The following is a 26,396-nucleotide window of genomic DNA, read 5'->3' on the forward strand; positions in this document are numbered from 1 at the left end:
TTATAATGCTTTCCGTTTTTCGAGCGAGAGGCGGTTCTGGTGGGACTTTCCGGATGAGGCATATGCACGCGCGCTTGGCCGTTTCCGCGCCGTTGATCGTTTCTGCGCTTGTGTTGGCCGGCTGCATGGGCTCGCCCACTTACGGCACGGGAACGCAGGCGCATGAGCAACTGCTTTCCGACGTAACGGGGGTGCTGTCGATCGCGCCGAACAAAGACAAGAAGCAGATCGACTACAAGCCTCGTCCCGAACTGGTCCGGCCGGGGAAAGGTGCGACTGCCAGCCTGCCGACTCCTCAGCAGAATATAGCGAGTGTCGGCAGCCCAGCCTGGCCGGAATCGCCTGAGCAGTTGCGCGCGCGGCTGCGCGCGGAAGCGACGGCCAACCAGGACAACCCGTCCTACGTCTCACCGATCGCCGGGGCTACTGAAACCAAGAGCGGCATTACGTCGGGCGCTCGCTTCGGCGAACGCGGCAATTTCGAGATTCCCTCGGCCGGGCCGGACAATTCGGGAGTTCGCGAAAGCAGCCGGGGCATCACCTCGGCGGCGCGCTTCGGAGAACGCGGCAATTTCGAGGTCCGTGAGGGTGACGGCGAGAAGCAGCGCGAAGCCTTCAACAAGCGTCTGGCCGAGACCAAGCAGGGTAGCCCGACCAGCCGAAAATATCTGAGCGAGCCGCCGCTGGTCTATCGCGAACCTGCGACGTCCGCGCCGACCGGCGATGTCGGCGAGGACGAATGGCGCAAGGAGCGCCGCCAGAAGAAAGCTGCGACCAAGGGTTCGAGCTGGCGGGACTGGGTGCCGGGGCTCTAAACCCGAACGGTTAGATCTCCCGTCTTTCCCGGAAGAAGTCCCTCAGAAGGGCTGAAGCGCGGACTTCGCCGATACCGGAATAAATTTCCGGCATATGGTGGCAGGTTTCCGACGAAAAGAACCGGACCCCGTTGATCACCGCGCCGCCCTTTTCGTCGGCGGCTCCGAAATACAGCCGGCGCAGGCGGGCAAAGGAGATCGCCGCCGCGCACATTGTGCAGGGCTCCAGAGTGACGTAGAGATCGGCTCCGGTGAGCCGCTCCGAGGATAGCTTGGCGGAGGCCTCACGGATCGCCAGCATCTCGGCATGGGCCGTCGGATCGTTGAGTTCGCGGGTGCGGTTGCCGGCGCTTGCCAGCACCGAGCTGCCCGAAACGATCACCGCGCCGACAGGCACTTCGCCGCGTGCCGCCGCAGCTTCCGCTTCGGCGAAGGCCAGCGCCATGTAATCTCGCCGCGTCAACAGCTCTACCTCCGGACATTTCCCTCGCGCGCCCCGAACGTTACTGCTACACCGCGCCTCGAAAGGCAAAGATCCTATGGACGACGAACGAAAAAAACCGCCGCTCCGACGCGGCCCCAAAGCCAGTGGTGGAAAATCCGGCAGCCCGCGCGACGGAGATCGCAGGAAAACCGGAAAGGCCGGCTCCGAAAAGCCCTTTCGCAGTGACAAGAAACCCTTTGCCAAGCGACGTGATGGCGAAACCGCTGGCGGCGACAGGCCCAAGCGTGATTTTCGCCGCGACGATCGTCCGCGAGACGCCGGCGAGGGCACATTTGGCAGCAAGGCCCGAGGCCAGCGATCCGAGCGCCAACCTTTCGCCAAGCGCACAGAAGGAGAGCGTGGGCCGCGCCGTTTCGAACGCACCGAACGCAATGACGGTGAGTTGCGCCGCGAACGGCCGTTTCGTGGCGGGCCTCGCCCGGAAGGCTTCGAACGTCGGAACGATAGATCTTCTGATGAGGGCAGGCCGCGCAGTTTCCGGCGTGACACGGCGGAGGAGGGCACCCGCCCGCCTCGCGGGGACAGGCCGTTCGAGAAGCGCGGCGAAGGCAGCCAGCGTCCGGGCCGCCGAGAGCGGGCGGAATTGCCGACGGGGGAACGGCCCAAGCGCATGGAACGGCCGGCGCGCGGACGTCCGAACGAGGACCGCAAGCCATTCGTACGCAGGGCGGAACCTGCCGAAGCGGAGCCCGGTGAGCGCATTGCCAAGCGACTTGCACGTGCCGGCATCGCCTCTCGTCGCGACGCCGAGAATTTGATCGCGGCTGGCCGCGTCAGCGTGAATGGGAAGGTCTTGGCCTCGCCGGCCTTCAATGTCCTGCCGGAGGACAGGATCGAGCTCGATGGTACGCTGATCCCCCCGGTCGAGCGAACCCGACTGTTCCTGTTCCACAAGCCGGCCGGGCTCGTGACGACAAATCGCGATCCGGAAGGCCGAAGGACCGTCTTCGATATTCTCCCCAAGGAACTACCGCGGCTGATGACGGTCGGTCGGCTCGACATCAACACTGAAGGCCTGCTGCTTCTTACCAATGATGGCGGACTCGCGCGGGTGCTCGAACTGCCGACGACGGGATGGCTGAGGCGCTATCGTGTACGCGTGCACGGCAAGGTCGACGAAAGGAACCTTGCCGGTCTCAAGGACGGCATTGCCGTCGATGGCGTCTTCTACGGCTCGGTCGAAGCGTCGCTCGACCGCGAACAGGGTACCAATGCCTGGCTGACCATTGGCCTGCGCGAGGGCAAGAACCGGGAGGTGAAGAACATCCTGGGCGCCCTCGGCCTTGAGGTCACGCGCTTGATCCGGATTTCCTACGGGCCTTTTCAACTCGGCGAACTGCCGGAGGGCACCGTACAGGAATTGAAGGGCAAGATGCTGCGCGACCAACTCGGGGAAAGGCTGATCGAGGAGGCCGGTGCAAATTTCGAAGCGCCGATTACCAAGCCTTTCTCGAACAAACCCGTACGCGCCGAGCGAGATATGCGCGAGGATCGGCCACGTAGGACGGACGACGGCATGCTCGGAACGATCGGCGAAGGCGGGCTGATCAAGGCCCGCAAGCGACGTGAAAACAGTCGCGACGAAGCGCTTTCGCGCCTGTCGACGCGGCCGGACCGTGGCGAGAGGGCAGGCGCGCGCGCGGAGCGTGGCGCGAGGAAGTCCGGCGAGCGGGAGCAGCGTGCGATCGAGCCTCCCGGCGGCCGCAAGGCCAATGTGTGGATGGCGCCCGGCGCGCGGCCGCAGGGCAAGGGCCGGCTCGAAGCCGAGGCTGCGAAGACCAAGGCCGGCAAGGAGCGGAAGGCCGGGTCCAAGCCGTTCGCCAAGCAGCGCCCAGACGGCGCCAAGGGCGGAACCCGGCCACGCGGCGAGGGACCGACGACGCCGCGCAGGGGAAAAGGCGATGCGGATCGTCGGCGGTGAGTTTCGCGGCAGGCCTCTGGCCACGCCGCGCGACAATGCAATACGTCCCACGACCGACCGCACGCGAGAAGCGGTGTTCAACGTATTGGCCCATCGTTTTGGCGGGCGTCTCGAAGGCGCCCGGGTGCTCGACCTTTTCGCCGGCACGGGTGCGCTCGGCATCGAAGCACTGTCACGCGGCGCAAGCCATTGCCTCTTCGTTGAGGAAACGGCTGAAGGGCGTGGGCTGATCCGCGCCAATGTCGAGGCCTTCGGCCTGCAAGGCCGGACAAAGGTCTTCCGGCGCGACGCGACGAGCCTCGGCGATGCCGGCACGATCCAGCCATTCGGCCTGGTCTTTGCCGATCCGCCCTACGGCAGGGGCTTCGGCGAAAAATCCCTGCAGGCAGCCAAGCGAGGTCGCTGGTTGTTGCCGCGGGCGCTCTGCGTCGTCGAGGAGACGGCGTCCGTCGCCTTCGATCCCGGGCCCGGTTTTTCGGTGCTCGACGAGCGCAATTACGGCGAGACAATCATCCGCTTCATCGAGGCCGAGACGTAAGGGATATCCGCTTCGCCCGAGTTCGGCCTTGTTTGCCGCTTCAGATGACACGGAATTAACTTACCTGGCCCGGGATGGCGGCCTATAAGCACACCGGATCAATCACAGGGCGAACAGATGAAGTTACTTGGCAATCGATCGAGCCGGGCATGGCGCAACATGGCGTCGGCCCTGGTGGTCGTCGCCGGCGTCGGTCTGGTCCCGGCCGCCCAGGCCGAGACGGCACGAGCGACGCCCAGCGTCACCGACTTCAAGCTCGACAACGGGTTGGAAGTCGTCGTTATCCCGGATCATCGCGCGCCGATCGTCACCCAGATGGTTTGGTACAAGGTCGGCAGCGCCGACGAGCCGGCCGGCAAATCCGGTATTGCCCATTTTTTCGAGCATCTGATGTTCAAGGGCACGAAGAAACACGCAGCCGGCGAATTCGGCGCGAAGGTCGCCGAGATCGGCGGCAGCGAAAACGCCTTCACGTCTTACGACTACACGGCCTACTACCAGACTGTCTCACCCGATGCGCTGGGCACGATGATGGAATATGAGGCTGACCGCATGCGCGGCCTCGTCTTGACCGACGAAGTGATCGGTCCCGAGCGCGACGTGATCCTGGAAGAAAGGCGTTCGCGTATCGAGAACAATCCGGACGCGCTTCTGTCCGAGGAAGTGGACGCCACGCTCTACCAGAACCACCCCTACCGCATCCCGGTAATAGGGTGGATGCACGAGATGGAGCGGCTGAATCGCATCGATGCGACAGCTTTTTATGACAAGTACTACGCTCCAAACAACGCGGTGCTGATCGTGGCAGGAGACGTCGATCCGGCGGCCGTCAAGGAACTCGCTGAGAAGACCTACGGCAAGGTCGAGCGCGGGCCGGCTCTTCCGCCGCGTGTCAGACCGCAGGAACCGGAGCAGAACACGCGCCGCACGGTGACGCTGCGCGACGAGCGCGTCACCGTGCCGAGTTTTCAGCAATCCTGGGTCGTGCCGTCCTACACGACGTCGCAGGATGGCGAGGCCGAGGCGCTCGACCTTCTCTCGGAAATCCTCGGCGGGGGTACCCGCAGCCGTCTTTACCAGGAACTGGTGGTGAAGCGCGGCATCGCGTCGTCGGCGGGCGCGGGCTATTCGGGTACGTCGCTCGACGATACGAGCTTCACGGTCTATGGCGCGCCCCGCGGAGAGGCGACCCTGGACGAGGTCCAGTCGGCCGTCGACGCCGAGATCCGCAGGATCGTCACGGACGGCGTGAGCCAGGAGGAATTGGAAAGGGCCAGGACGCGTTATCTCCGGTCGATGATCTTTGCGCGCGACAGCGCCCAGGGTCTCGCCAACATCTACGGCGCGACCCTGACCACAGGCGGGACGGTGAAGGATATCGCCGCATGGCCCGACAGGTTGCGGGCGGTGACCGCTGAGCAGGTGAAGGCCGTGGCGGCGAAATATCTCGATCTCGACCGTTCGGTCACCGGCTATCTCCTGCCGCCCGAAACGGCGCAAAACTGAGGGGCGGCAATGACGTTTCACTTTTCTTCGATGCACCGTCGTGTCGTCCCCTCTTTCGCCGTACTCCTGCTGTCGATCGTGTTCCTCACCCTTCCCGTCATCGTTGCGGCTCGTGCCGAGGTTACGATCCAGGAGGTGAAGTCGCCCGGCGGTGTGACGGCCTGGCTTGTCGAGGACTACACCGTACCGATCGTCACCATCCGTTTCGCTTTCGAAGGCGGCAGCACGCAGGATCCTCGGGGGAAGGAAGGGCTTGCCAATCTGATGTCGGGGCTGCTCGACGAGGGTGCAGGCGACCTGGACAGCGATGCCTTTCAGACGAAGCTCGACGATGCCGGCGCCGAGATGCGCTTCAACGCCGGTCGCGACGCCTTTTATGGATCGATGCGTATGCTGGCCGACCAGAAGGACGAAGCGCTGGGGCTGCTCAAGCTGGCGATCGAAAAGCCGCGCTTCGACGCGGAGCCGGTCGATCGCATCCGCTCCCAGATCGTCTCCGGCATTCGCGGCAAGGCACGGGATCCACAGACGGCAGCGCAGATCGCCTGGTCCGAAGCCCTATATGGCGACCATGCCTATGCCAGACGCGACGAAGGGACTGAGGCGACGCTCGCGACGGTCACGCCGGACGATCTGCGACAGTTTCATGAGAGGCAGTTTGCACGCGGCAATCTCAAGGTCGGCGTCGTCGGCGCCATAGACGCCGAGACGCTCAAAGCCGAGCTCGATCGGCTGTTTGGCGGATTGGCCGAAGCGCCGAATCTCCTCCCTGTTTCTCAGGTCTCCCCGAAGCTGGACCAGGAAATCGGGGTTCCCTACGACTTGCCGCAGACGACTCTTCAGCTTGCCTATCCCGGCATCGAGCGCAACGATCCGCAATTCTTCGCAGCCTATCTGATGAACCACATCCTGGGCGGCGGCACGTTCACTTCGCGCCTCTTCGCCGAGGTCCGTGAGAAGCGGGGCCTGGCTTACGGTATCTGGTCGTCCCTGGTGAACAGCGCATATTCGACGAGCCTCGTCATTTCCACGGCGACCCGTTCCGACCGCGCGGCCGAGACGCTGGACATCATCAAGGAGGAGGTCAGACGCATGGCCGAGCAGGGGCCGACGCAGGCGGAATTGGACGCCGCCAAGAAATATGTGGTCGGCGCCTACGCGATCAATAATCTCGATTCTTCCACCGCGATCGCGTCAACGCTCGTCGAATTGCAGATCGACGATCTCGGCATCGACTACATCCAGCGGCGGTCCGGTCTTATCGAGGCGGTGACATTGGAGGAGGTGAGGGCGGCCGCGAAGCGGCTGCTCTCGGCCGAACCCGCAGTCATGGTGGTCGGTCCGGAACTGCCGAAAGGCTGAGCCCAATGACCGCCCCCAGCGCTACAAGCCCGACCTTTGCGGTAGCCTTCGGCGGCGGCGGCGCAAGAGGGCTTGCCCACATCCATGTGATCGAGGCGCTTGACGAATTGGGCATACGACCCGTCTTCATCGCCGGCTCCTCGATCGGCGCCATCATGGGCGCGGGCATGGCCGCGGGCATGACCGGCAGGGACATTCACACCTACGCGCGCGACGTTCTTGGCCATCGGGCCGAGGTGGCGAGCCGCATGTGGAAGGCGCGACCCTCCAGCATCGGCGAGATGATGAATGGCGGCCTGCGCATCAGCCAATTCAACGTCGAGCGCATCCTGAAGGCGTTTCTTCCGGAGGCCATACCGGCGCGCTTCGCCGATCTCCGCATCCCGTTGAGGGTGACGGCCACCGATTATTTCGGCCATGAGCTGGCCGTCTTGGAGCAAGGCGACCTCTCGTCCGCCCTTGCCGCCTCGGCTGCGATACCCGCGGTCTTCCGTCCCGTGCGACGAGGCGGGCGACTGCTGATCGATGGCGGCATCTACAACCCTGTCCCGTTCGATCTCCTGGAAGGTGTGGCCGACATCGTCATTGCGATCGACGTCGTCGGATGGCCGGAAGAGATTTCCGGCAGCCACCCGACATCGATCGACCTGATGTTCGGCGCGACCCAGCTCATGATGCAGTCGATCATCGCCACGAAGCTGAGGGCAAGGCACCCCGATATCCTTCTGCGCCCACCGGTGTCGCGGTTCCGCGCGCTGGATTTCCTCAAGGTCGAGGCGGTGCTGGCCGAGACCGTGGCGATCAAGGACGAGTTGAAACGGGCCGTCGACGAGGCTATCGCCGCGCGGCGGAAGCTGCATGCGTGAAATAGCGGGATAGCACTGATACCATGGGCGTTGGTCTTTGACCGGTCGCGAGTTCCCTGTCCTGCCGGACATCTCTTCACGCGAATTCGTCTATCGCGTTCACACATTCTGGGAGGACACCTTGGATGGTGAAATACCCACTTCGGAAAGTTCCTGGCTGCGTGTCCTTCTGCCCGGTCAGGTAGGGCTACCCATTGCACAAGCCGGGACGGAACAATAGATGGTGCGGGGCACGCCGTGCCAGCCAAGATGCAGAGAGCAGGATGACCAATACCATCGACACAGGGAAGCTCGCCGACCGTGTGTCGGCTCTTGTCGAAGCCGCGCGCAAGGCCGGTGCCGATGCCGCCGACGCCGTCGCCATGCTGGGGCGCTCGACAAGCGTCTCGGTACGGCTCGGAAAGGTCGAAGCCACGGAGGCGTCCGAGAGCGAGGATGTCTCGCTGCGTGTCTTTGTCGGGCAAAGGGTGGCGAGCGTGTCGGCCACGGCCAGTTCCGATCCCGCCGCGCTTGCAGAGCGCGCCGTCGCCATGGCGAGGGTTTCGCCCGAGGACCCGTTCCAGGGTCTTGCCGATCCCGGCCGGCTGGCGACGTCGATCCGCAATCTCGACCTGTTCGACGCGACGCCGGTGTCGGCGGAGACACTGAAGGAGGCTGCGCTCGCGGCCGAGTCGGCTGCCCTTGCGGTCGAGGGTGTCACCAATTCGGGAGGAAGCGGCGCCAGCGCCGGGCTCGGCGGACTGGTCCTAGCCACCTCCCATGGCTTTCTCGGGCACTATGTGGCCACGCGCTTCTCCGGTTCGGTGAGCGCCATTGCCGGCGAAGGTACCGGCATGGAGCGCGACTACGATTTCTCCTCGCGGCTGCACTTCGCCGATCTCGATTCCCCCGAAACAATCGGCCGCAACGCCGGCGAACGCGCCGTGAAGCGGCTCAATGCCCGCAAGGCGAGGACGGGGGCGGTGAACGTCGTCTACGATCCGCGCGTGGCGCGCGGCATTGCCGGCCATTTGGCCGGCGCGATCAACGGGGCGTCGGTCGCACGGCGGACGAGCTTCCTGCGCGACATGATGGGCAAGCAAGTGTCCGCGAAGGGCGTGACGGTTACCGACGACCCGCTTCGCGTACGCGGATCGTCCTCCCGTCCCTTCGACGGGGAAGGTGTCGAGGGCACGAGACTGTCGATGGTCGAGGACGGCGTGTTGAAGCACTGGTTCCTGTCCACTTCGGCAGCGCGCGAACTCGGCCTCGAGACCAATGGGCGCGGCGTCCGTGCCGCTTCGTCGGTCTCGCCTACGTCCACCAATCTTGCCATAGAACCCGGCAAGCAGAGTCCCGAGGAGCTGATACGCTCGCTGAAGAGCGGCTTCTATGTGACGGAGGTCTTCGGACAGGGCGTCAACATGGTGACGGGCGAATACAGCCGCGGCGCCTCCGGTTTCTGGATCGAGAACGGCGAGCTGGCCTATCCGGTCTCCGAGGTCACGATTGCGTCGAATCTCAAGGACATGTTTCTGAACATGACTCCCGCCAATGATCTCGACCGTAATTTCGGCACGGCCGCGCCAACGCTTCTCATCGAAGGGATGACCCTTGCCGGCAGCTGAAGCGGTCCGCCCGGCCGACGAGGACGGCGATCTGGAACTTATCCGCAATGCCGCGCGCGCGGGCGGTGAGATCGCCATGCGCTATTTCCAGCGCAATCCCGAGAGATGGCTGAAAGGCGGCCATTCACCGGTCAGCGAAGCGGATTATGCCGTCGATCGTTACCTGCGCGAGACGTTGACCGCCGCACGGCCCGATTATGGCTGGCTCTCCGAGGAAACGGCTGATTCGCCCGCGCGTCTCGCCGCCCGGCGCACCTTCGTCGTCGATCCGATCGACGGCACCCGAGCCTTCCTGGAGGGGAATTCCACATGGTGCGTCAGCATCGCCGTGGTCGACAGTGGCGTGCCGCTGACCGGCGTCCTCGACTGCCCGGCGCGCGGCGAGATCTTCGAGGCGGCGGTGGGCAAAGGCGCGTTCAGGAATGGATCTCCCGTCACGGTCGCTCCGCATAGCGAAACGCCGCTCGTGGCGGGGCCGAAGGCCTTGCTCGACCAGGCGTCCGGCGGCTGGCCGGCGAGCTTCCGGCGCGGGCCGTATGTCCCATCGCTGGCCTATCGGGTCGCCATGGTGGCGAGTGGTGAGCTCGATGCCACCTTCGTGAAGCCCAATGCGCATGACTGGGACATAGCCGCGGCCGACCTCATCCTGCGCGAGGCCGGCGGAAGACTGGTCGACGTGCGGGGAAGCGAACTGCATTACGCCCGAGAAGATCCGCGTCATGGCGCCCTGATCGCCGGCAGCGGAACGCTGGTCGACAGGCTGGCTGCGATGATCGCCGCTATCCCTGGGTGACGACAGGAAGCGGTTTCAAATTTCGTCAATTTGATCTAATCATCTGCCCACCTCTTGAGAAGACGGATCAGACGCGCATGGCCGAACAAGAAGCCAAGAAACAATTGCTGCACCTCGTTTTCGGGGGCGAATTGAAGAAGCTGGGCGACATCGAATTCCGCGACCTTGATCAGCTCGACATTGTCGGCATCTTCCCCGACTACAAGTCGGCCGAGGCGGCGTGGCGGGCAAAGGCCCAGGCGACCGTGGACAACGCGCATATGCGCTACTTCGTCGTCCATCTTCATCGGCTGCTCGAACCCGGAGGCAAGGCGGGCTGAGACGATGGGGCAGCAACCCACAGGCGCGCCGCTCATGCAGTCCGCTGAAGAACCCGCGCCCAGGCCGAGACCGGTGAAGGCACTCTGGCGCCGGATACGCAAGCCGCTCGCACGATCGCGTTTCGTCAAGAACGCGCTCGCCTCGCTGCTTGCCGGTGCGATAAGGATCATTCGCTGGACAAACCCGCCTGCCGCCGGTTCGTTCGATCCCGGCTGGCCGCACGACAATCATAAGCCCGCGATCATCGGGCTATGGCATGGCCAGCATCTAGCCGCGCCCGCATTCCGGGCTCGCCGGATGCCTCTCGTGGCGATGTTTTCACGCAGCGCGGATAGCGAGCTGAACGCGCTTGTCGCGCAAAAGCTCGGCTTCGAGGTCGTCAGGGGCTCTGGAGGGCGCGAGGATACCGACCATCGCGACAAGGGTGGCGCACGCGCGCTCATCCTTCTGAAGCGGGCGCTCTCGGCCAACAAGAATGTCGCGATGATCGCCGACATCCCCAACGGCACGCCGCGCGAAGCCGGGCTCGGCATCGTCACGTTGGCACGGCTGTCAGGGCGTCCGATCATCCCTGCGGCCATCGCGACAAGCCGTCGCAAGGTGCTCGAGAGGAGTTGGGACAAGACCACCATCAACCTGCCATTCGGCCGATCCGCCTTGATCTTCGGCGAGCCGATACACGTCGCGCCGGACGCCGATGCCGCGGAAATGGAGAGGAAGCGTCGGGAAGTCACCGCATCTCTCAATCGGGCGACCGAGAAGGCCTACGGGCTGGTCGATGGTGTCCGATGAGTGAACGCTGGGCGCGCGCGATCCTGACGACATACCGATGGGCGGGCGCCGCCGCCTATCCGATGATCGGCGGCTATGTCGCCTGGCGCGCCAGCAAAGGGAAGGAGGACCGCAGCCGCCGTCGCGAGCGCTATGGCATCAGCCGCAAGTCCCGGCCCGAAGGCCCCCTGGTTTGGGTGCATGCCGCCAGCGTCGGCGAGACCAATGCGGTCGCGCCGCTCATCGAGCGCATCCTCGGTTTCGGTATTCATGTGGTGCTGACGACGGGAACGGTGACATCTGCGCAGGTCGCGGACAGGCGCTTCGGCAATCGCGTCATCCACCAATACGTCCCGCTCGACCTCAAGCCCGCAGTGAGCAACTTCCTCGACCACTGGCAGCCGGATCTGGCCATCATCGCCGAATCCGAGTTGTGGCCGATGACCATCCTCGAACTCGGCGCGCGTCGTGTTCCGCAGGTTTTGGTCAATGGCAGGCTTTCCGATCGGTCGTTCAAGTCGTGGAAGAAGCGTGCCTTCCTGGCCGAGGCGCTGTTCGAGAACCTGGCGCATGTCATCGCCCAATCCGACGTCGACGGTGAGCGGTTCGCGACGCTCGGTGCGCGGCCTGTGACCGTTTCGGGCAATCTCAAGGTCGACACAGATCCGCCGCGCGCCGACGAAAAAGCGTTGATGCAGTTGAGGGCCCAAATCGCCCAGCGCAAGACCTGGGCGGCGGTTTCGACCCATGAGGGCGAGGAGAAGCTGGTGGCAGAGATCCACGGGCTGCTCAGGCCGCGCCATCCGGACCTTCTGACCATTATCGTGCCGCGCCATCCCGAACGTGCCGAGGCGCTTGTCGAGCAGTTCGTCGCGGCCGGCCTGAACGTGGCGCGGCGCAGTCTGGGCGATCCGGTCCGGCCGGACACCGACATCCTGCTCGGGGACACCATTGGCGAGATGGGGCTCTATCTCAGGCTGACCGAAATCGCCTTTGTCGGTCGCTCGCTCACCGCCGAGGGTGGGCAGAATCCGCTGGAGCCCGCCATGCTCAACACGGCTGTACTTGCCGGAACCAATGTACAAAACTTCCGAGAGGCCTATCAGCGGCTGATCGACGCCGGCGGAGCCAAGCTGGTGAAGGATCGCGACATGCTGGCGGGGGCGGTCAATTTCCTCCTGAAGAATCCCGAGACCCGCCAGCGGATGATGCAAGCGGGAGCGGCCACCGTGGAGGATATGCGTGGCGCGCTCGCCAAGACCCTGAAGGTGCTGGAGCCCTTTCTTCATCCGCTCAGCGTCCAGTCCCGCCTCCGGCAGAGCAACGGGAACGGGCGTTGACCATGGGAGATGGGGATGGCCGCTAGCGAAGCCCCCCCGTTCTGGTGGGAGCGACCGGACTGGCGCGCCCGCGTGCTCTATCCGTTCTCGGCGATCTACGGCGCAGTGGCGCGGCGCCGCATGGTGGCGGGCAAGCGAGAGAAGGTGGCAGTGCCGGTGCTGTGCGTCGGCAACTTCACTGTCGGCGGGACGGGCAAGACCCCTGTGGCGATCGCGCTGGCCGATCAGGCCCTGCGCATGGGACTGAAACCCGGCTTCCTCTCACGCGGCCATGGTGGCAGCTTTTCGCAACCGCATGTGGTCGACCCTTCCCACGACAGCGCCCGTCATGTCGGCGATGAGCCCCTGCTGCTTGCCGAGCATGGACCGGTGGCGGTAACGCCTGACCGCGCGGCGGGCGCCAGATTGCTCATCGAACGCGGCTGCGATTTCCTGATCATGGACGACGGTTTCCAGAGCGCGCGTATCCACATCGACTACGCGCTGCTCGTGGTCGATGGCAGGCGCGGTCTGGGCAACGGGCACGTCATTCCGGGCGGGCCGGTGCGCGCGCCCCTGCTGGCGCAATTGCGTCTCGCCGACGCCCTGCTGAAGATGGGCCGGGGGGATGCAGCCGATACTGTTATCCGCATGGCGTCCCGTGCTAACAAACCGGTTTTCGAGGCCTTCGCGTGCCCGCGCAACCCCGAAGCGCTCGCAGGCCGGCGCTTCCTTGCTTTCGCGGGGATCGGGCATCCCGAGAAATTCTTCGATACGGTGCGCGCTGCCGGTGGCGAGGTCGTGCGGACACGCCCTTTCCCGGACCATCATGCGTTCACGAAAGAGGATTTCGAGGAGCTTTCGTGGCTGGCCGAAAAGGACGAGCTTGAAATGATCACCACCGCGAAGGACGCCGTGCGGCTCAGGCACGGCACCACGGTGGCGCAATCGTTCCTGAAAAGGCTGGTTCTGCTCGAAATCGATGCGGTGTTCGATCTCGGCCACGTGCCCGAGCGCATCATCGCCGACACGCTTGCCACCTGGAGGCGGCGGACGCAGCGCTAAACCAGCCTGACCATTCCTGCTCCGTTCGGCTGGTGTGCTCTGCGGCGAGCCCGGAACCATTCTCACCTCGAAAAGTTGGACCACCAAGCGCGGACCGGTCTCAGGTTAGGAACAGGCTACTCTTACCGTGCAGAGGCGCCGGGGAGGCGCAGAAAAAAATCGACATCGCTCCGGAAGTTCTGCGCCAGCTTTGAGAGCCTCGCCACCGACGCTCGTAGCCGGACCAGACAGGAAGGAGATCTCTCATGAGCGAGAAGCGCCCGGAAATATTGAGCCGCAGCGTTCAGGAAACGGACATATGGCTGAACGAACTGAGAGAGGACATGAAGCTCAAGACGGCGGACCAGGCCTATGGAGCCTTGCGGGCGGTGCTGCACGCGCTGCGGGACCGTCTGACCGTCGACATGGCAGCCCACTTGGCCGCGCAGTTCCCTGCCATGCTGGCCGGCATCTTTTTCGACGGATGGAAGCCGGCGGCTACACCGAATGACCTTCAAACGCCCGGTCAGTTCGTCGACGACGTGCGACAGCGCGCACGGGGCCATCCCGAGATAGATCCCAACCATGCGGCGCAATGTGTTTTCCGCCTGCTGGAGCGGAAGTTGTCACCGGGTCTGATCGAGAAGGTCCTCGGACAGTTGCCTACTGAGATGCAGGTTCATTGGCGGGAACAGCTCTCGGCCTGAGCTCCATTAGGCATGGCTTCCGAAAGTGCGCGCGTCGCATTTGAAGCGACGCCCTGCAGGTGTCAGCCCGTGGGCCAGAGCTTCGCGGCGACCTCGGAGATGGAGCCTTCAACGATTATTTCGCCACGCCCGGTGAAGTGGACCATCGTTCGGCGTGTGTCCGCAACGGTCAGATGCGTGACATGCGCTACCACCACTACGGTGGGGTTGCCGTTTTGATCGATCAGGTCGGCAAGCGTCTTGGACATCTTAGCTTAGCTCAACCTCCGCGGCCCTTGCCGCAGTAAAGCCCCACAGCGCGATCTGGCGCGGGTCCTAACCCCGTTTGCGCAGGTCCGGATTGGCTTCGAGTTCGCGCTGAAGCGAAATCGTCGCGTTCGCATAGGCTTCCTGGCGCGCGACGCTCCAATATTTGAGTTCATCGAGCGGAATGGATTCGCCGGTGACAGCGCAGCGCACGAAGGCCCCCGGGCTGGTCACCTGGAAATCGCCGTCGAGGTAGCGGATGCGGGCCTCGCGTGCCCCTGGGCCTTCAAAGCGGTTCATCATCATGGCGTCTCATCGGCCATAAATCCAAGGCAAGGTCAAGGCAGTGCCGAGGCATACCTGCCTTTCCATAGCTGCGCTCACCTGCGTCCGAACAGGCGCTCGATATCGGCGAGCTTGAGCTCGATATAGGTTGGCCGTCCATGGTTGCACGTCCCCGAGCCGGGCGTGGCTTCCATCTGGCGCAGCAGGGCGTTCATCTCCTCAGGCCTCAACTGTCTGCCGGAGCGGACGCTACCATGGCAAGCCATGGTAGCGGCAATTGCGTCGAGCCGCTCCTTCAGCGTATCCACCGTGTCGTGCTCGGCGATCTCGTCGGCGAGGTCGCGCACCAGCGCCTGTACGTTCGTCTCGCCGAGCATTGCCGGGGTCTCACGCACTGCGACGGCGCCTGGACCGAAACGCTCTAGCCCGAGGCCGAAGCGCTTCAGCGTTTGCGCATGCATGGCGAGACGTTCGGCGTCGTCTTCGGGAAGGTCGACGATTTCCGGCAGTAGAAGCATTTGAGCCGGCACCGGACGTGAAGCGAGAGCCTGCTTCAGCGCTTCATAGACGAGACGTTCATGCGCGGCGTGCTGGTCGACGATAACGAGTGAATCCTGCGTCTGCGCGACGATATAGTTCTGGTGGACCTGGGCGCGGGCTGCGCCAAGCGGCGTGGCGAGCAGCTCCTGTGCGACTTCGCCAAGGCCAGCGCGCGCGTCGGCGCTGGCCAGAGGCCCGGTGTCGAAACTGGCTTGCACCATTTCCTCAAAGCCGGGCGCCACGGTCTCGGCATCGAGTGGGCGACTTGGCGAGCGCGACAGATCGAAACCTGAGGGCGCGGCTGCCCGGAAGCCGGCGTGGAACGTTCGGTGGCCATTGGCAGGACCGGCGTGGCCGTAGCTCGTTTGTCCGGGACGGAACGCGCCCACCATCGCGGCCGCGCCTGTGGTCGCGGGGCGGATTCCGGACGCGGCCAATGCTTCGCGGATCGCCCCGATGATGAGACCGCGTACGAGGCCCGGATCGCGGAAGCGCACATCGGCCTTGGCCGGGTGCACGTTGACATCGACAGTCGCCGGATCGAGCGACAGGAAAAGCGCCGTGACTGCGTGGCGATCGCGTGGCAGGACGTCGGCGAAGGCGCCTCGGATCGCACCGGCGATCAGCTTGTCGCGCACCGGACGGCCGTTGACATAGGCATATTGCTGCAGCGCGTTGGCGCGCGTGAAGGATGGGATCGAGACTTGTCCCGTGAGATGCACACCTTCCCGCACAGCTTCGATCGCCAACGAGTTGTCGGAGAACTCATCGCCCAGCACCTGGGCAATGCGCGCCTTCCTGCCTTCCGGCCCACCGCCGGTGGAAGGGAGATCGAGCGTCGTGCGGTCACTGCCGGAGAGCGTGAAGCGGACCGCGGGGAAGGCGATGGCGATGCGCTTGACGATGTCCGATATGGCTGTCGCCTCGGCCCTTTCGCCCTTCATGAATTTAAGTCGCGCCGGCGTGGCGAAGAACAGGTCGCGCACCTCGACGAGGGTGCCGCGGTTGGCTCCGGCCGGGCGAGGGCCGACGATCCTGCCGCCATCCACGCGAATTTCAGCGCCACCTGCGGCAGCAGCCGGGCGCGAGCGCACCGTGAGCCGCCCGACCGAGCCGATCGACGGCAGTGCCTCGCCCCGGAAGCCGAGCGAGCGGATGTCATGGATGTCGTCGGAAAGCTTTGAGGTGCAATGCCTGCCGATGGCGAGAGCGAGTTCCTCTTCCGGCATCCCCGAGCCGTCGTCGGTGACGCGGACGAGGGTCAGCCCGCCGCCGGCCGTCGTGATCTCGACGTGGTGCGCGCCTGCGTCAAGCGCATTCTCCACCAGTTCCTTGACCACGCTGGCCGGGCGTTCGATGACCTCGCCGGCGGCGATCTGGTTGATGACCGTTTCGGAAAGCTGACGAATAGGCATGCGCTATTCTAGCGGGATTCGGAAAGGTATCCCACGGTTTTTCCGGCAACGGTAGAAGCCAAACAGGCGTAAGCCAAGGCGCGCATTCGGTTGTGGAACGAGACCGAGCGTGCGCGAGGCGGCCCCTGATCGTCAGCCGCGCCCGCGATAGGGCGGCACGCCAGTCTCGGGCAACCACGCGCCCTCCGGTGGCGCACCGGTCTGCCAGAACACGTCGATGGGGATACCCCCGCGCGGATACCAGTAGCCGGCAATGCGGAGCCATAGCGGCTTGGTAGCGGCGACGATGCGTCTCGCGATCATGATCGTGCAGTCCTCATGGAATGCGCCGTGATTACGGAAGGAAGTCAGGAAGAGCTTCAGCGACTTGGATTCCACCAGACTGGCATCGGGTGCGTAGTCGATCACCAGATGGGCAAAGTCCGGCTGGCCGGTGACCGGGCAGAGCGAGGTGAATTCCGGGCAAGTGAAACGAACGATCGCCGGTGGGCCGTCGCCACGCGTGAAAGGCACTGTCTCGAGAACGGCGTCTTCCGGCGCAGCGGGCGTTTCCACCCGAGAGCCGAGCTGTGTAAGATTTTCGATAGCACTCATGGGTGTCGGTCATAGACCTCTTTATGGGCAACAGAAAGACCATGAACCGTGCGATCCTCCTCTCCAGAGGATCGTCGTCGAGCATCAGACAGTGCGGTCGGCCTGGAAGGCTCGCGGGGCCGCAGCAAGAACGCAAGGCGGCCATCCGCAGCAAGCGCAGCTACTTCATCCCAGCCGCTATGAAATCCCCGGTCTTGGCGATCAGGGCGTCGACCATCTCGGTTCCTTGAAACGCGTTGAAGGCATGGTCCATGGGTTGCACCCACAATTCCTCGGGGCCTTCATGGTAGTCAAGCAGGATCTGGCCAGCCAGCGGCTGCGGGAAGACCACGTCGTCCTTCGTGCCGACCGCCACAAGCAACGGCTCGTCATATTCGGCGATTTCCGCCACGGGATCGATCGCATAAAGGCTTTCGAAGAAACCTTTCTTAAGGGCTACTTCCGCACCCCAAGGCAGCTTGGCGGTTACGGGCTTGTCGGCACTGGCAAGTCCTTGCTTGACAACGTCCGGACCGAGCAGCAGCGCGATCGCCGCGGGCATGTTGGTGCCGGGCGCCCAGAGCGATACCGAGGTAAGGTCGTGATCCGACCGCGCGGCAACGGCGGATGCCACGGCGCCGCCCATGCTCCAGCCGACAAGCGCCATCCTGTCTTCGTCGACTTCGTTTCCGGCAGCCAGGAAATCGAGAGCGGCAAGCGCATCCTTCACTTGGCCTGTCAGCGTGGTGTCCTCGAACTTGCCGTCGCTCTGGCCGCTGCCGCGAAAGTCGATGCGCAGGCTGGCGATGCCCTTTTCCGCCCACATACGGGCGGCGCGTTTGAAGATACCTTCCTTGGCCGCCGGAATCTCCAGTTCGTCGCGGCTGCCGGTGAAGCCGTGGAGGAGAAGCACGACCGGGGGATTGGCGACTCCGTCCGGCAAGTTGAGCGTGCCGATGATCTTCTGACCGTCGACGGTGAAGTCGACGGTCTTCTCGGCTGCGCGGGCGCCCACAGTAGCGACCATCAGAGCCGCTGCAGCGACAAGGCACGACATAAGGCGTGGCATAGGTTTCCTCCGGAAACTCCCCCCGCGGGAATGGGTAACACAGCCGTTGGCCCGCGCAAGAGATCGCCGCTTTCGTTGCATGCAGAGAAAAGCCTTTCTCCTCCTTCCTTTCCCGGCCTAAAATGTCCCATCGAGCAAACATATCGGAACACGGAATGAACATCGAAAAAAAGGCGGCGGCCTCCTCCTTCGTTTGGAACGATCCTTTCTTGCTGGAGGACCAGCTCGATGAAGACGAGCGGCTGATCCGCGACGCGGCGGCGACGTTTGCCACCGACAAGCTGTTGCCGCGGGTAGAAGAGGCCTATCTTCAGGAGAAGACCGATCCGGAGATCTTCCGCGAGATGGGTGCGGCCGGCCTGCTCGGCGTGACCATTCCGGAGGAATATGGCGGCGCCGGCGCCGGTTATGTGTCCTACGGGCTGGTGGCGCGCGAGGTTGAGCGCGTCGATTCCGGCTACCGCTCGATGATGAGCGTGCAGTCGTCGCTGGTCATGCATCCGATCCATGCCTATGGCTCGGAGGAGCAGCGGCGCAAGTATCTGCCTAAGCTCGCCTCAGGCGAGTGGATCGGCTGCTTCGGGCTGACCGAGCCGGATGCCGGCTCCGACCCGGGCGGCATGAAGACGAAGGCCGAGAAGACGGCCGGCGGCTATCGGCTGACGGGCTCCAAGATGTGGATCTCCAACGCGCCGATCGCCGACGTGTTCGTGGTTTGGGCGAAGTCGGCGGCGCATGACGGACAGATCCGCGGCTTCGTGCTGGACAAGGGCATGACGGGGCTGTCGGCGCCGAAGATCGAAGGAAAGCTCTCCCTGCGCGCCTCGATCACCGGCGAGGTGGTGATGGACGGCGTCGAAGTCGGCGAGGAGGCGCTCTTGCCCAACGTGGCGGGCTTGAAGGGACCGTTCGGCTGCTTGAACCGGGCCCGCTACGGCATCTCGTGGGGCGCGATGGGCGCGGCCGAGGATTGCTGGCACCGCGCGCGGCAATATGGTCTCGACCGCAAGCAGTTCGGCAAGCCGCTGGCCGGCACGCAACTCTACCAGAAGAAGCTTGCCGACATGCAGACGGAGATCGCGCTGGGGCTGCAGGCGTCGCTGCGCGTCGGGCGGCTGATGGACGAGGGCAAGTTCGCGCCGGAGATGATCTCGATCGTCAAGCGTAACAATTGCGGCAAGGCGCTCGATATCGCCCGCCAGGCGCGCGACATGCATGGCGGCAACGGTATCCAGATCGGCTACCATGTGATGCGCCATGCCCAGAACCTAGAGACGGTCAACACCTATGAGGGCACGCATGACGTCCATGCGCTGATCCTCGGCCGTGCCCAGACCGGGCTCCAGGCGTTCTTCTGAAGAACTCGGTGAATGGTGGAATGGTGAATGGCAATGAGCGCCACGCACCATTCACCATTCACCGCTGACGGACGGTTCCCATGAGCCCCAGGTTTCTCGCCTACCTCTCCTCCGAACTCGACGGCCTGAAATCCGCGGGTCTCTACAAGTCGGAGCGCGTCATCACCTCGCCCCAGTCGGCCCGGATCACCGTCGCGGACAGCAGCGAGGTTCTCAACTTTTGCGCCAACAATTATCTCGGCCTCGCCGACAGCGAGGAACTCGCTGCGGCCGCGAAGGCGGCGCTCGACCGTTATGGCTACGGCATGGCCTCTGTACGCTTCATCTGTGGCACTCAGGAGGAGCACAAGCAGCTCGAAGCGACGATCTCCGATTTTCTCGGCATGGAGGACACGATTCTCTACTCCTCCTGCTTCGACGCCAATGGCGGCCTGTTCGAAACGCTGCTCGGCGAGGAGGACGCCGTCATCTCGGATGCGCTCAACCACGCCTCGATCATTGACGGGGTGCGGCTCTCCAAGGCGAGACGCTACCGCTACGCCAACAACGACATGGCCGACCTCGAGGCGCGGCTGAAGGAAGCCTCCGACTGCCGGTTCCGACTGATCGCAACGGACGGCGTATTCTCCATGGACGGCATCATCGCCAATCTGAGGGGAGTCTGTGATCTCGCCGAAAAATATGACGCCATGGTGATGGTCGACGACAGCCATGCCGTCGGCTTCGTCGGCCGGCATGGGCGTGGCTCGCCGGAATATTGCGGGGTGGAAGGCCGGATCGACATCATCACCGGTACCCTCGGCAAGGCGCTCGGCGGCGCGTCGGGCGGCTACACGTCGGCCAAGCGCGAGGTGGTCGACTGGTTGCGCCAGCGGTCGCGGCCGTATCTCTTCTCGAATACTTTGGCGCCGGTCATCGCAGGCGCGTCGTTGAAAGTTTTCGAGATGATCCGACAAGGCGACGGGCTTCGCGAGAGGCTTTATTGCAACGCCGAGCGCTTCCGCTCCGGCATGACGAAGCTCGGCTTCAAGCTCGCCGGCGCCGATCATCCGATCATTCCCGTCATGCTGGGCGAGGCGACCCTGGCGCAGCAAATGGCCGAGCGCCTGCTCGGCTACGGCATTTATGTGATCGGCTTCTGCTTCCCGGTCGTTCCCAAGGGACAGGCGCGCATAAGGACGCAGATGTCGGCGGCCCATTCCCCTGCCGACATCGATCGGGCGATCGAAGCCTTCGCCAGCGTGGGCCGCGAACTGGGTGTGATTTCGTAAGCTTCGCTCTTACATCTGGCGCATAGATCGCGCCTCCCGATCCGGATAAGGAGACGAAGATGTCCAACATGATGCGGGCCCTCGTGAAATCGAGACCCGAGCCCGGCATATGGATGGAAGAGGTGCCGGTCCCGGAGATCGGCCCGAACGACGTGCTCATCAAGGTGAAGAAGACCGCGATCTGCGGCACGGATGTCCATATCTACAATTGGGACCAGTGGGCACAGAAGACCGTCCCCGTGCCGATGGTCACCGGCCACGAATTCGTCGGCACTGTCGCGGATTTCGGCTCCGCCGTCACCGAATACAAGGTCGGCCAACGCGTTTCGGGCGAAGGGCACATAGTCTGTGGCCACTGCCGCAATTGTCGTGCAGGCCGCGGGCATCTCTGCCGCAATACGCTCGGCGTCGGCGTCAATCGGCCGGGTGCTTTTGGCGAATATCTCGTCCTGCCGCAGCACAATGTCGTGCCGATTCCCGACGACGTGCCGGACGAGATCGCCGCGATCTTCGATCCGCTCGGAAATGCGGTGCACACGGCCCTATCCTTCGACCTCGTCGGCGAGGACGTGCTCGTCACGGGCGCCGGACCGATCGGCATCATGGGCGCGCTGGTGGCGCAATGCGTCGGCGCACGCAAGGTGGTGATCACCGACATCAACCCGACGCGGCTCGCGCTTGCCCGCAAGCTCGGCGTGCATCACGTGGTCGACGCCTCGCGGGAAAAGCTCGCCGACGTGATGCGCGAGGAAGGAATGCGGGAAGGCTTCGACGTAGGCCTGGAAATGTCGGGCTCGGCAACCGCCTTCCGGGACATGATCGACACGATGAACAATGGCGGCAAGATCGCCATTCTGGGCATCGCCCCGACCGGCTTCGAGATCGACTGGAACAAGGTCATCTTCAAGATGCTGCACTTGAAGGGCATCTATGGCCGCGAGATGTTCGAAACCTGGTACAAAATGATCGCTCTCGTGCAGGGGCCACTCGACGTCTCCGGTCTGATCACCCATCGGATCGGCGTCGACGACTACATCAGCGGCTTCGAGGCCATGAAGAGCGGCAATTCCGGCAAGGTGGTGATGGACTGGTAGCCTGCGCTGGCTTCCCTGGCCCTGCGCAAATTTTCTAGAATTGCGCCAGGAATTCGAATTTCCATCGTTGCGTGGGCACCTTGTCGATGGCTATTTGCGCGGCCACATTTCCTCGGGATTCTGCATGCGCCGCCATATACGACCTTTTGTCGCCCGCCATGAGACGGGCGGCCAGTTCCTATCGCATCTGAAGTCCGGCTCGGGCGCGGTGATCGGAATGTCCACGGTAGGGGGCTTGGCCCTGCTCACCGAACTGCCTCTGCTGATCGCGCCTCTGGGTGCCACCGCTGTCCTCCTCTTCGGCCAGCCGACCAGCCCGCTTGCCCAGCCTGCCAATATATTCGGTGGTTACCTCATCGCGACAACGATTGGGGTCTTCACCGTGGCGGCATTTCCCGGCGTATGGTGGGCGGCGACCATTGCCGTCGGGCTTGCGGTCGCCATGATGCTGGCGCTGCGTGTCACCCATCCGCCGGCTGGCGCCGTTCCACTCGTTGCTTCGGCGTCACCGCTTTATGGCTCGAGCCTCTTCGCCGTGGTGCTTCTGGGCAGCGTGAGCCTTGTTGCGCTCGCGTTCCTGCATCACAGGATTCCGCCGCGCCAGGAGTATCCGCGCCGGGTCGAGTAGGCCCGGGGACTCACCGCTGCAGGAGTGTCGCTTCCAGCGCCGACAAAGCCTTGGCCACGGCGGCCCTGTCGGTGTCGCTTATCCTGTCGAGAATCGTCTTCTCGAAGCTTCGGGCCAGAGGGACCATTTCGCGGTAGATCTTCTCGCCGGCCTTTGTGAGCCTGAGTTGTTCGACTCGGCGATCCTCCGGGTCCACTGTCCTCTCCAGCCATTTGCGCTGCTCGAGTTCGGCGACGGCCCGCGACACCTTGGTTTTGTGCATTGATGAATGTCCGCCGATCGCGGTCGCGGTCATGGTGCCGAACTGGCCAAGCGTCGCGAGCGTGCGCCACTCCGGTCGTGTCAGGCCATGGCGTTGCTTGTAAATTTTCTGGAATTCCCGGCTGACGGCGTCGGCCAGCCGATTGAGCCGGTAAGGGAGGAAACCTTCCAGCGCCAACACGGCGGCCTCGTCTTCACGCTGGGCGTTGTCGTTCATCCCGGACTATCCGCGTTGCCATGGATGGTTACATCTGCAACAAATCTGCCTGTGCGTCAAACGAAGGGGCGATGAAATGAAGGACCGAGTCGTGCTTCTGGGTACCAAGGGTGGACCGGCGCTGCGGCCGGGCGGCCCCTGGCCGACCTCCTCCCTGCTGGAGATCGGGGGTAAGACGATTATTGTCGATTGCGGCCTCGGCGTGACGCGGGCGCTGACCGACGCGGGAGTGGCGCTGACGGAGCTGGACCTGATCCTCGTCACCCACCTTCACTCCGATCATGTCCTGGAACTCGGACCGCTCCTCCACACCGCGTGGACCGCGGGGCTGCAAACCCCTGTAAACGTGTTCGGGCCCGCCGGCACCGGACACTATTGGCGCCAATTCCTGCAATCGATGGATTTCGATATCGAGATCCGCATTGGAGACGAGGGCAGGCCCGACCTTCGCGATCTCGTTTCGGTCGAGGAGTTCTCCGAAGGGCCGGTGTTACAGCACGATAACCTGACGATCAGCGCCTTGCGCGTGGAACACCCGCCGGTGACAGAATGCTATGCCTTGCGCTTCGATGCCGGCGCGCGATCCGTCGTCTTTTCCGCCGACACCGCCTATTTCCCGGCGCTCGCCGGTTTCGCCAAAGGGGCCGACCTGCTGGTCCATGAGGCGATGCTGGAGGAGGGGGTCGACAGGCTTGTCGCCCGCACCGGCAACGGTGCGCGACTCAAGGAGCACCTCTTGGCAAGCCACACAGTTGCCGCGGATGTCGGACGGATCGCGGCCGAAGCTGGTATCCGTCATCTCGTGCTTCATCACCTGATCCCGGCCGACGATCCGGAAATCGGCGAGGTGCAGTGGATCGACGCCGTGCGCGCCACATGGACAGGCAAACTCACGATCGGCCGTGACGGACTGGTCGTGCCATTTGCAGATCAGGCCAACACGACGTCATAGGCGGATGGAGCCGACACTTCCCAAATCGAGACGGCGCTGACTGCTTGGCGCGGCCTTTCTTCCAATATGGAACGATATCTGACTGGGAGCTATTGAGGATCCACAGCAGGACATGCGTGCCGAGCAGGTACCACTGGTCATAATCTGATCCTTCGCAACTCGACTTGGCACTTGCCGGCATGCCAACGGTCGTGCAAAGAATCGGCGAAATAAGTGAGGTTCGCATGAATTTGATGCAGCTCGACAACTTCGACCGCAAAATTCTTTCACTCCTGCAAGCCGATGCCCGGCTCACCAACAACGATCTTTCGGAGCGTGTGAACCTCTCGCCTTCGCAATGTTCGCGGCGGCGCCAGCGGCTGGAGCAGGAAGGATTCATTCGCGGCTATCGTGCCGTGCTCGACCGTGAGAGGCTCGGTTTCTCGCTGACCAATGTGGTGACGGTGACGCTCGCCACCCACAATCGCGACAACGCGCGGCGTTTCGCCGAACTGGTGGCTCGGCTGCCGCAGGTACAGGAAGCGCACGCGCTCACCGGAGAGATGGACTATATCCTGAAGGTGGTGACGCCCGACCTCAAGGCGCTGTCGGAATTCGTCAACGGCGAGCTCTTGCCGCACGAATCCGTCCAGCACGTGAAGACGGCGATCGTGCTGGAAACACTCAAGGAAACCGGCGCACTGCCTCTATAGACAGCTGCCAAAGGCGCCGATGTCTCAGCCCTTCATCTGCTGCACGGCGGCATAGAGGTTCGTGCACCGCGTCCCGGAACGGCAATAGGCGAAGACCGGGCCGGGCAGCTCGTCGAGTGCCTTTGCCATATCCTGCACATTGTCCATCGTCATCTGGCCGCTGATGACCGGGATGAAACGGAATTCGAGGCCGGCCGCCTCGACCGCCGCGCGAATGTTTTCGGCAGAAGGCTGGCCCGGCTGTTCATCGTCGGGCCGGTTACAGATGACGCTCTTGAAGCCGGCCTTCTTGATCTCGGCCACTTCCTCCGGGGTGATCTGGGGCGAGACGGAGTAGTCTTCGCTGATCTGGCGGTATTCCATCGATTTGTCCTCACGGGCAGACTGTCGGTCTGGGCAGGCGCGCCCACGGTCGCAACGTGTCTTGCCATTTGCCGGCATCAACCGCAACTGCTTCACTGCAGCATCGCGCCGAAAAGTGCACGCCGATTTGCAGTAAAAGGGACGCAAAAACAAGAGACTACAGCATCGGGATCGATTCCGAAATCGAGCCCGGTGCTGTGGACTGTCGTCAGGCCGCCAGCGTCCCCTGGAGATCAGCGAGCGCACGCAGATGATGGCCGCTGTCGCCGAATGTGAGGTCGATCATGGTGGCGCGCTTGAAATAGTGCCCGACAGCATATTCCATCGTCATGCCCACGCCGCCATGGAGCTGGATCGCGTTCTCGCCGACGAGCCGGCCGCCGCGACCGATCTCGGTCTTGGTGGCATGCATGGCGCGAGCACGCTCCAAATCGTCGTCGCTGTCGGCCATCATGGTGGCGTAAAGCGTGATCGAGCGCGCTTGCTCCAGCGCCACATACATGTCCACCGCCTTGTGCTGCAGCACCTGGAAGGAGCCGATCGGCACGCCGAATTGCTTGCGGACCTTGAGATAATCGAGCGTCAGCGCGTGCATGGCCGACATCACGCCGACGGCTTCGGCCGAGAGCGCCGCGATCGCCTGATCGACGACCCTGCTTACCAGCGGCAGGCCGTTTTCGGGGTCGCCGATGACGGCGCTCGCCGGCACTTTGGCCTTGTCGAAGCTGATCTCGGCCCCGCGCAGGCCGTCCTGCATGGTATAACCGCGGCGCGAGACACCGGGCGTGTTCGCATCGACGAGGAACACACCGATGCCGCCGGGGTCGCGCGGCCCACCTGCCGTGCGGGCCGTGACGATCAGCTTGTCGGCGCTGTCGCCGTGAACCACCACGCTCTTGGCGCCCGACAGAACATAGTCGCCGCCATCCTTCCTGGCCTGGGTCTCGACATGGTGGAGATCGAAGCGCGAATTGCGCTCCACCTGGGCGAAGGCAAATTTGAGGGAGCCTTCCGCGATCTGGCCGATGAATTCCGCCTTCTGGTCGGAATTTCCGCCGAGCCGCAGAAAGCCGCCGCCGAGCACCACCGTCGGGAAGTAGGGTTCGAGGGCGATCGCCTGGCCGAGCGCCTCCATGACGATCATCGTCTCCACGGGACCACCGCCGATGCCGCCGTCGCTCTCCGCGAAGGGCAGCGCCATCAGGCCCATCTCGGCGTAACGCGCCCACATCTCCTGGCTCCAGCCCTCCGGCGAAGCCATGAAGCGTTTGCGCTCCTCGAATGTGTAGTTGTCCGCCAACAGGCGCCCGAGCGAATCCTTGAGGATCGACTGTTCTTCGGTGAGATCGAAATCCAT

Annotated in this window: 28 protein-coding genes; 19 read left to right on the top strand and 9 right to left on the bottom strand. The window is 63.9% G+C overall.

What is annotated here, in order from left to right:
- The first annotated feature begins 62 nt into the window (after window positions 1-62).
- Window positions 63-815: a hypothetical protein gene (locus ACCO56_RS02445; protein ID WP_433637272.1), complete on the top strand. Its 753-nt coding sequence runs from the start codon at window positions 63-65 to the stop codon at window positions 813-815.
- 10 nt (window positions 816-825) lie between these two features.
- On the opposite strand, the gene ACCO56_RS02450 is transcribed toward ACCO56_RS02445, so the two are convergent.
- Window positions 826-1,278, bottom strand: a complete 453-nt coding sequence (locus ACCO56_RS02450) for a nucleoside deaminase (RefSeq protein ID WP_433637274.1) — start codon at window positions 1,276-1,278, stop codon at window positions 826-828.
- Between the two features lie 76 nt (window positions 1,279-1,354).
- Here ACCO56_RS02450 and ACCO56_RS02455 point away from each other — a divergent pair, with 76 nt between their 5' ends.
- The 12 genes from ACCO56_RS02455 to ACCO56_RS02510 all read left to right on the top strand — a co-directional run bounded on the left by ACCO56_RS02455 (window position 1,355) and on the right by ACCO56_RS02510 (window position 14,075).
- Entirely contained in the window at window positions 1,355-3,241 is a 1,887-nt protein-coding gene (locus ACCO56_RS02455; protein WP_433637275.1) for a pseudouridine synthase, read from the top strand.
- Window positions 3,222-3,779 carry a 16S rRNA (guanine(966)-N(2))-methyltransferase RsmD gene (gene rsmD / locus ACCO56_RS02460; RefSeq protein ID WP_433637277.1) on the top strand — a complete coding sequence of 186 codons (558 nt, stop codon included), beginning with the start codon at window positions 3,222-3,224 and terminating at the stop codon, window positions 3,777-3,779. Before ACCO56_RS02455 ends, rsmD begins: the two co-directional genes overlap by 20 nt.
- Before the next feature lie 117 nt (window positions 3,780-3,896).
- The gene (locus tag ACCO56_RS02465) at window positions 3,897-5,285 is read left to right on the top strand and encodes a M16 family metallopeptidase (protein ID WP_433637279.1); all 1,389 of its coding nucleotides are present in this window, start codon (window positions 3,897-3,899) and stop codon (window positions 5,283-5,285) included.
- Window positions 5,286-5,294: 9 nt separating this feature from the next.
- Window positions 5,295-6,647 carry a M16 family metallopeptidase gene (locus ACCO56_RS02470; protein ID WP_433637281.1) on the top strand — a complete coding sequence of 451 codons (1,353 nt, stop codon included), beginning with the start codon at window positions 5,295-5,297 and terminating at the stop codon, window positions 6,645-6,647.
- Between the two features lie 5 nt (window positions 6,648-6,652).
- On the top strand, window positions 6,653-7,513 hold the full coding sequence (locus ACCO56_RS02475; protein WP_433637283.1) for a patatin-like phospholipase family protein: 861 nt from the start codon (window positions 6,653-6,655) through the stop codon (window positions 7,511-7,513).
- Window positions 7,514-7,776: 263 nt separating this feature from the next.
- Window positions 7,777-9,120, top strand: coding sequence for a TldD/PmbA family protein (locus tag ACCO56_RS02480; RefSeq protein WP_433637285.1), 1,344 nt, complete (start codon window positions 7,777-7,779; stop codon window positions 9,118-9,120).
- A complete protein-coding gene (locus tag ACCO56_RS02485) occupies window positions 9,107-9,913 on the top strand; it encodes a 3'(2'),5'-bisphosphate nucleotidase CysQ (RefSeq protein WP_433637287.1) in 807 nt (268 codons plus the stop codon). Before ACCO56_RS02480 ends, ACCO56_RS02485 begins: the two co-directional genes overlap by 14 nt.
- 77 nt (window positions 9,914-9,990) lie before the next feature.
- A complete protein-coding gene (locus tag ACCO56_RS02490; protein ID WP_433637289.1) occupies window positions 9,991-10,233 on the top strand; it encodes a DUF4170 domain-containing protein in 243 nt (80 codons plus the stop codon).
- 34 nt (window positions 10,234-10,267) lie between these two features.
- Complete coding sequence (locus ACCO56_RS02495) at window positions 10,268-11,026, top strand: lysophospholipid acyltransferase family protein (protein ID WP_433637290.1); 759 nt, start codon at window positions 10,268-10,270, stop codon at window positions 11,024-11,026.
- Entirely contained in the window at window positions 11,023-12,345 is a 1,323-nt protein-coding gene (gene waaA / locus ACCO56_RS02500; RefSeq protein ID WP_433637292.1) for a lipid IV(A) 3-deoxy-D-manno-octulosonic acid transferase, read from the top strand. The genes ACCO56_RS02495 and waaA overlap by 4 nt, the downstream gene beginning before the upstream one ends.
- A gap of 15 nt (window positions 12,346-12,360) precedes the next feature.
- The gene (gene lpxK, locus ACCO56_RS02505; protein WP_433637294.1) at window positions 12,361-13,389 is read left to right on the top strand and encodes a tetraacyldisaccharide 4'-kinase; all 1,029 of its coding nucleotides are present in this window, start codon (window positions 12,361-12,363) and stop codon (window positions 13,387-13,389) included.
- Window positions 13,390-13,634: 245 nt separating this feature from the next.
- Window positions 13,635-14,075, top strand: a complete 441-nt coding sequence (locus ACCO56_RS02510) for a DUF2267 domain-containing protein (protein WP_433637296.1) — start codon at window positions 13,635-13,637, stop codon at window positions 14,073-14,075.
- A gap of 62 nt (window positions 14,076-14,137) precedes the next feature.
- On the opposite strand, the gene ACCO56_RS02515 is transcribed toward ACCO56_RS02510, so the two are convergent.
- The 5 genes from ACCO56_RS02515 to ACCO56_RS02535 all read right to left on the bottom strand — a co-directional run bounded on the left by ACCO56_RS02515 (window position 14,138) and on the right by ACCO56_RS02535 (window position 18,203).
- Window positions 14,138-14,323 carry a hypothetical protein gene (locus tag ACCO56_RS02515; protein ID WP_433637298.1) on the bottom strand — a complete coding sequence of 62 codons (186 nt, stop codon included), beginning with the start codon at window positions 14,321-14,323 and terminating at the stop codon, window positions 14,138-14,140.
- Window positions 14,324-14,390: 67 nt separating this feature from the next.
- Window positions 14,391-14,624 (bottom strand): DUF2093 domain-containing protein, encoded by a 234-nt coding sequence (locus tag ACCO56_RS02520; RefSeq protein WP_433638311.1) that lies wholly within the window; start codon window positions 14,622-14,624, stop codon window positions 14,391-14,393.
- Between the two features lie 77 nt (window positions 14,625-14,701).
- The gene (mutL, locus tag ACCO56_RS02525) at window positions 14,702-16,561 is read right to left on the bottom strand and encodes a DNA mismatch repair endonuclease MutL (RefSeq protein WP_433637300.1); all 1,860 of its coding nucleotides are present in this window, start codon (window positions 16,559-16,561) and stop codon (window positions 14,702-14,704) included.
- A gap of 132 nt (window positions 16,562-16,693) precedes the next feature.
- Entirely contained in the window at window positions 16,694-17,155 is a 462-nt protein-coding gene (gene queF, locus ACCO56_RS02530; RefSeq protein ID WP_433637301.1) for a preQ(1) synthase, read from the bottom strand.
- Window positions 17,156-17,315: 160 nt separating this feature from the next.
- Window positions 17,316-18,203 (bottom strand): alpha/beta hydrolase family protein, encoded by an 888-nt coding sequence (locus ACCO56_RS02535; protein ID WP_433637303.1) that lies wholly within the window; start codon window positions 18,201-18,203, stop codon window positions 17,316-17,318.
- A gap of 155 nt (window positions 18,204-18,358) precedes the next feature.
- Here ACCO56_RS02535 and ACCO56_RS02540 point away from each other — a divergent pair, with 155 nt between their 5' ends.
- The 4 genes from ACCO56_RS02540 to ACCO56_RS02555 all read left to right on the top strand — a co-directional run bounded on the left by ACCO56_RS02540 (window position 18,359) and on the right by ACCO56_RS02555 (window position 22,554).
- Window positions 18,359-19,561 carry an acyl-CoA dehydrogenase gene (locus ACCO56_RS02540; RefSeq protein WP_433637305.1) on the top strand — a complete coding sequence of 401 codons (1,203 nt, stop codon included), beginning with the start codon at window positions 18,359-18,361 and terminating at the stop codon, window positions 19,559-19,561.
- 80 nt (window positions 19,562-19,641) lie between these two features.
- Window positions 19,642-20,832: a glycine C-acetyltransferase gene (locus ACCO56_RS02545; protein WP_433637307.1), complete on the top strand. Its 1,191-nt coding sequence runs from the start codon at window positions 19,642-19,644 to the stop codon at window positions 20,830-20,832.
- Between the two features lie 59 nt (window positions 20,833-20,891).
- Entirely contained in the window at window positions 20,892-21,926 is a 1,035-nt protein-coding gene (tdh, locus tag ACCO56_RS02550; RefSeq protein WP_433637309.1) for an L-threonine 3-dehydrogenase, read from the top strand.
- A gap of 124 nt (window positions 21,927-22,050) precedes the next feature.
- Window positions 22,051-22,554, top strand: coding sequence for an HPP family protein (locus ACCO56_RS02555; RefSeq protein ID WP_433637311.1), 504 nt, complete (start codon window positions 22,051-22,053; stop codon window positions 22,552-22,554).
- Between the two features lie 10 nt (window positions 22,555-22,564).
- Here ACCO56_RS02555 and ACCO56_RS02560 read toward each other — a convergent pair whose 3' ends face one another.
- Window positions 22,565-23,032, bottom strand: coding sequence for a MarR family winged helix-turn-helix transcriptional regulator (locus ACCO56_RS02560; RefSeq protein WP_433637313.1), 468 nt, complete (start codon window positions 23,030-23,032; stop codon window positions 22,565-22,567).
- Window positions 23,033-23,108: 76 nt separating this feature from the next.
- Between ACCO56_RS02560 and ACCO56_RS02565 the strand changes: the two genes are divergently transcribed.
- Window positions 23,109-23,984 (top strand): MBL fold metallo-hydrolase, encoded by an 876-nt coding sequence (locus ACCO56_RS02565; RefSeq protein WP_433637315.1) that lies wholly within the window; start codon window positions 23,109-23,111, stop codon window positions 23,982-23,984.
- 224 nt (window positions 23,985-24,208) lie between these two features.
- A complete protein-coding gene (locus ACCO56_RS02570) occupies window positions 24,209-24,676 on the top strand; it encodes an Lrp/AsnC family transcriptional regulator (protein WP_433637317.1) in 468 nt (155 codons plus the stop codon).
- Between the two features lie 24 nt (window positions 24,677-24,700).
- Here the strand turns inward: ACCO56_RS02570 and ACCO56_RS02575 are convergent, their stop codons facing one another.
- Window positions 24,701-25,039, bottom strand: a complete 339-nt coding sequence (locus ACCO56_RS02575) for a TIGR01244 family sulfur transferase (protein ID WP_433637319.1) — start codon at window positions 25,037-25,039, stop codon at window positions 24,701-24,703.
- 208 nt (window positions 25,040-25,247) lie between these two features.
- Window positions 25,248-26,396 carry an acyl-CoA dehydrogenase family protein gene (locus ACCO56_RS02580; RefSeq protein WP_433637321.1) on the bottom strand — a complete coding sequence of 383 codons (1,149 nt, stop codon included), beginning with the start codon at window positions 26,394-26,396 and terminating at the stop codon, window positions 25,248-25,250.

Source organism: Mesorhizobium sp. 1B3 (genome assembly GCF_050958605.1).
In the GTDB taxonomy this organism is placed as follows: domain Bacteria; phylum Pseudomonadota; class Alphaproteobacteria; order Rhizobiales; family Rhizobiaceae.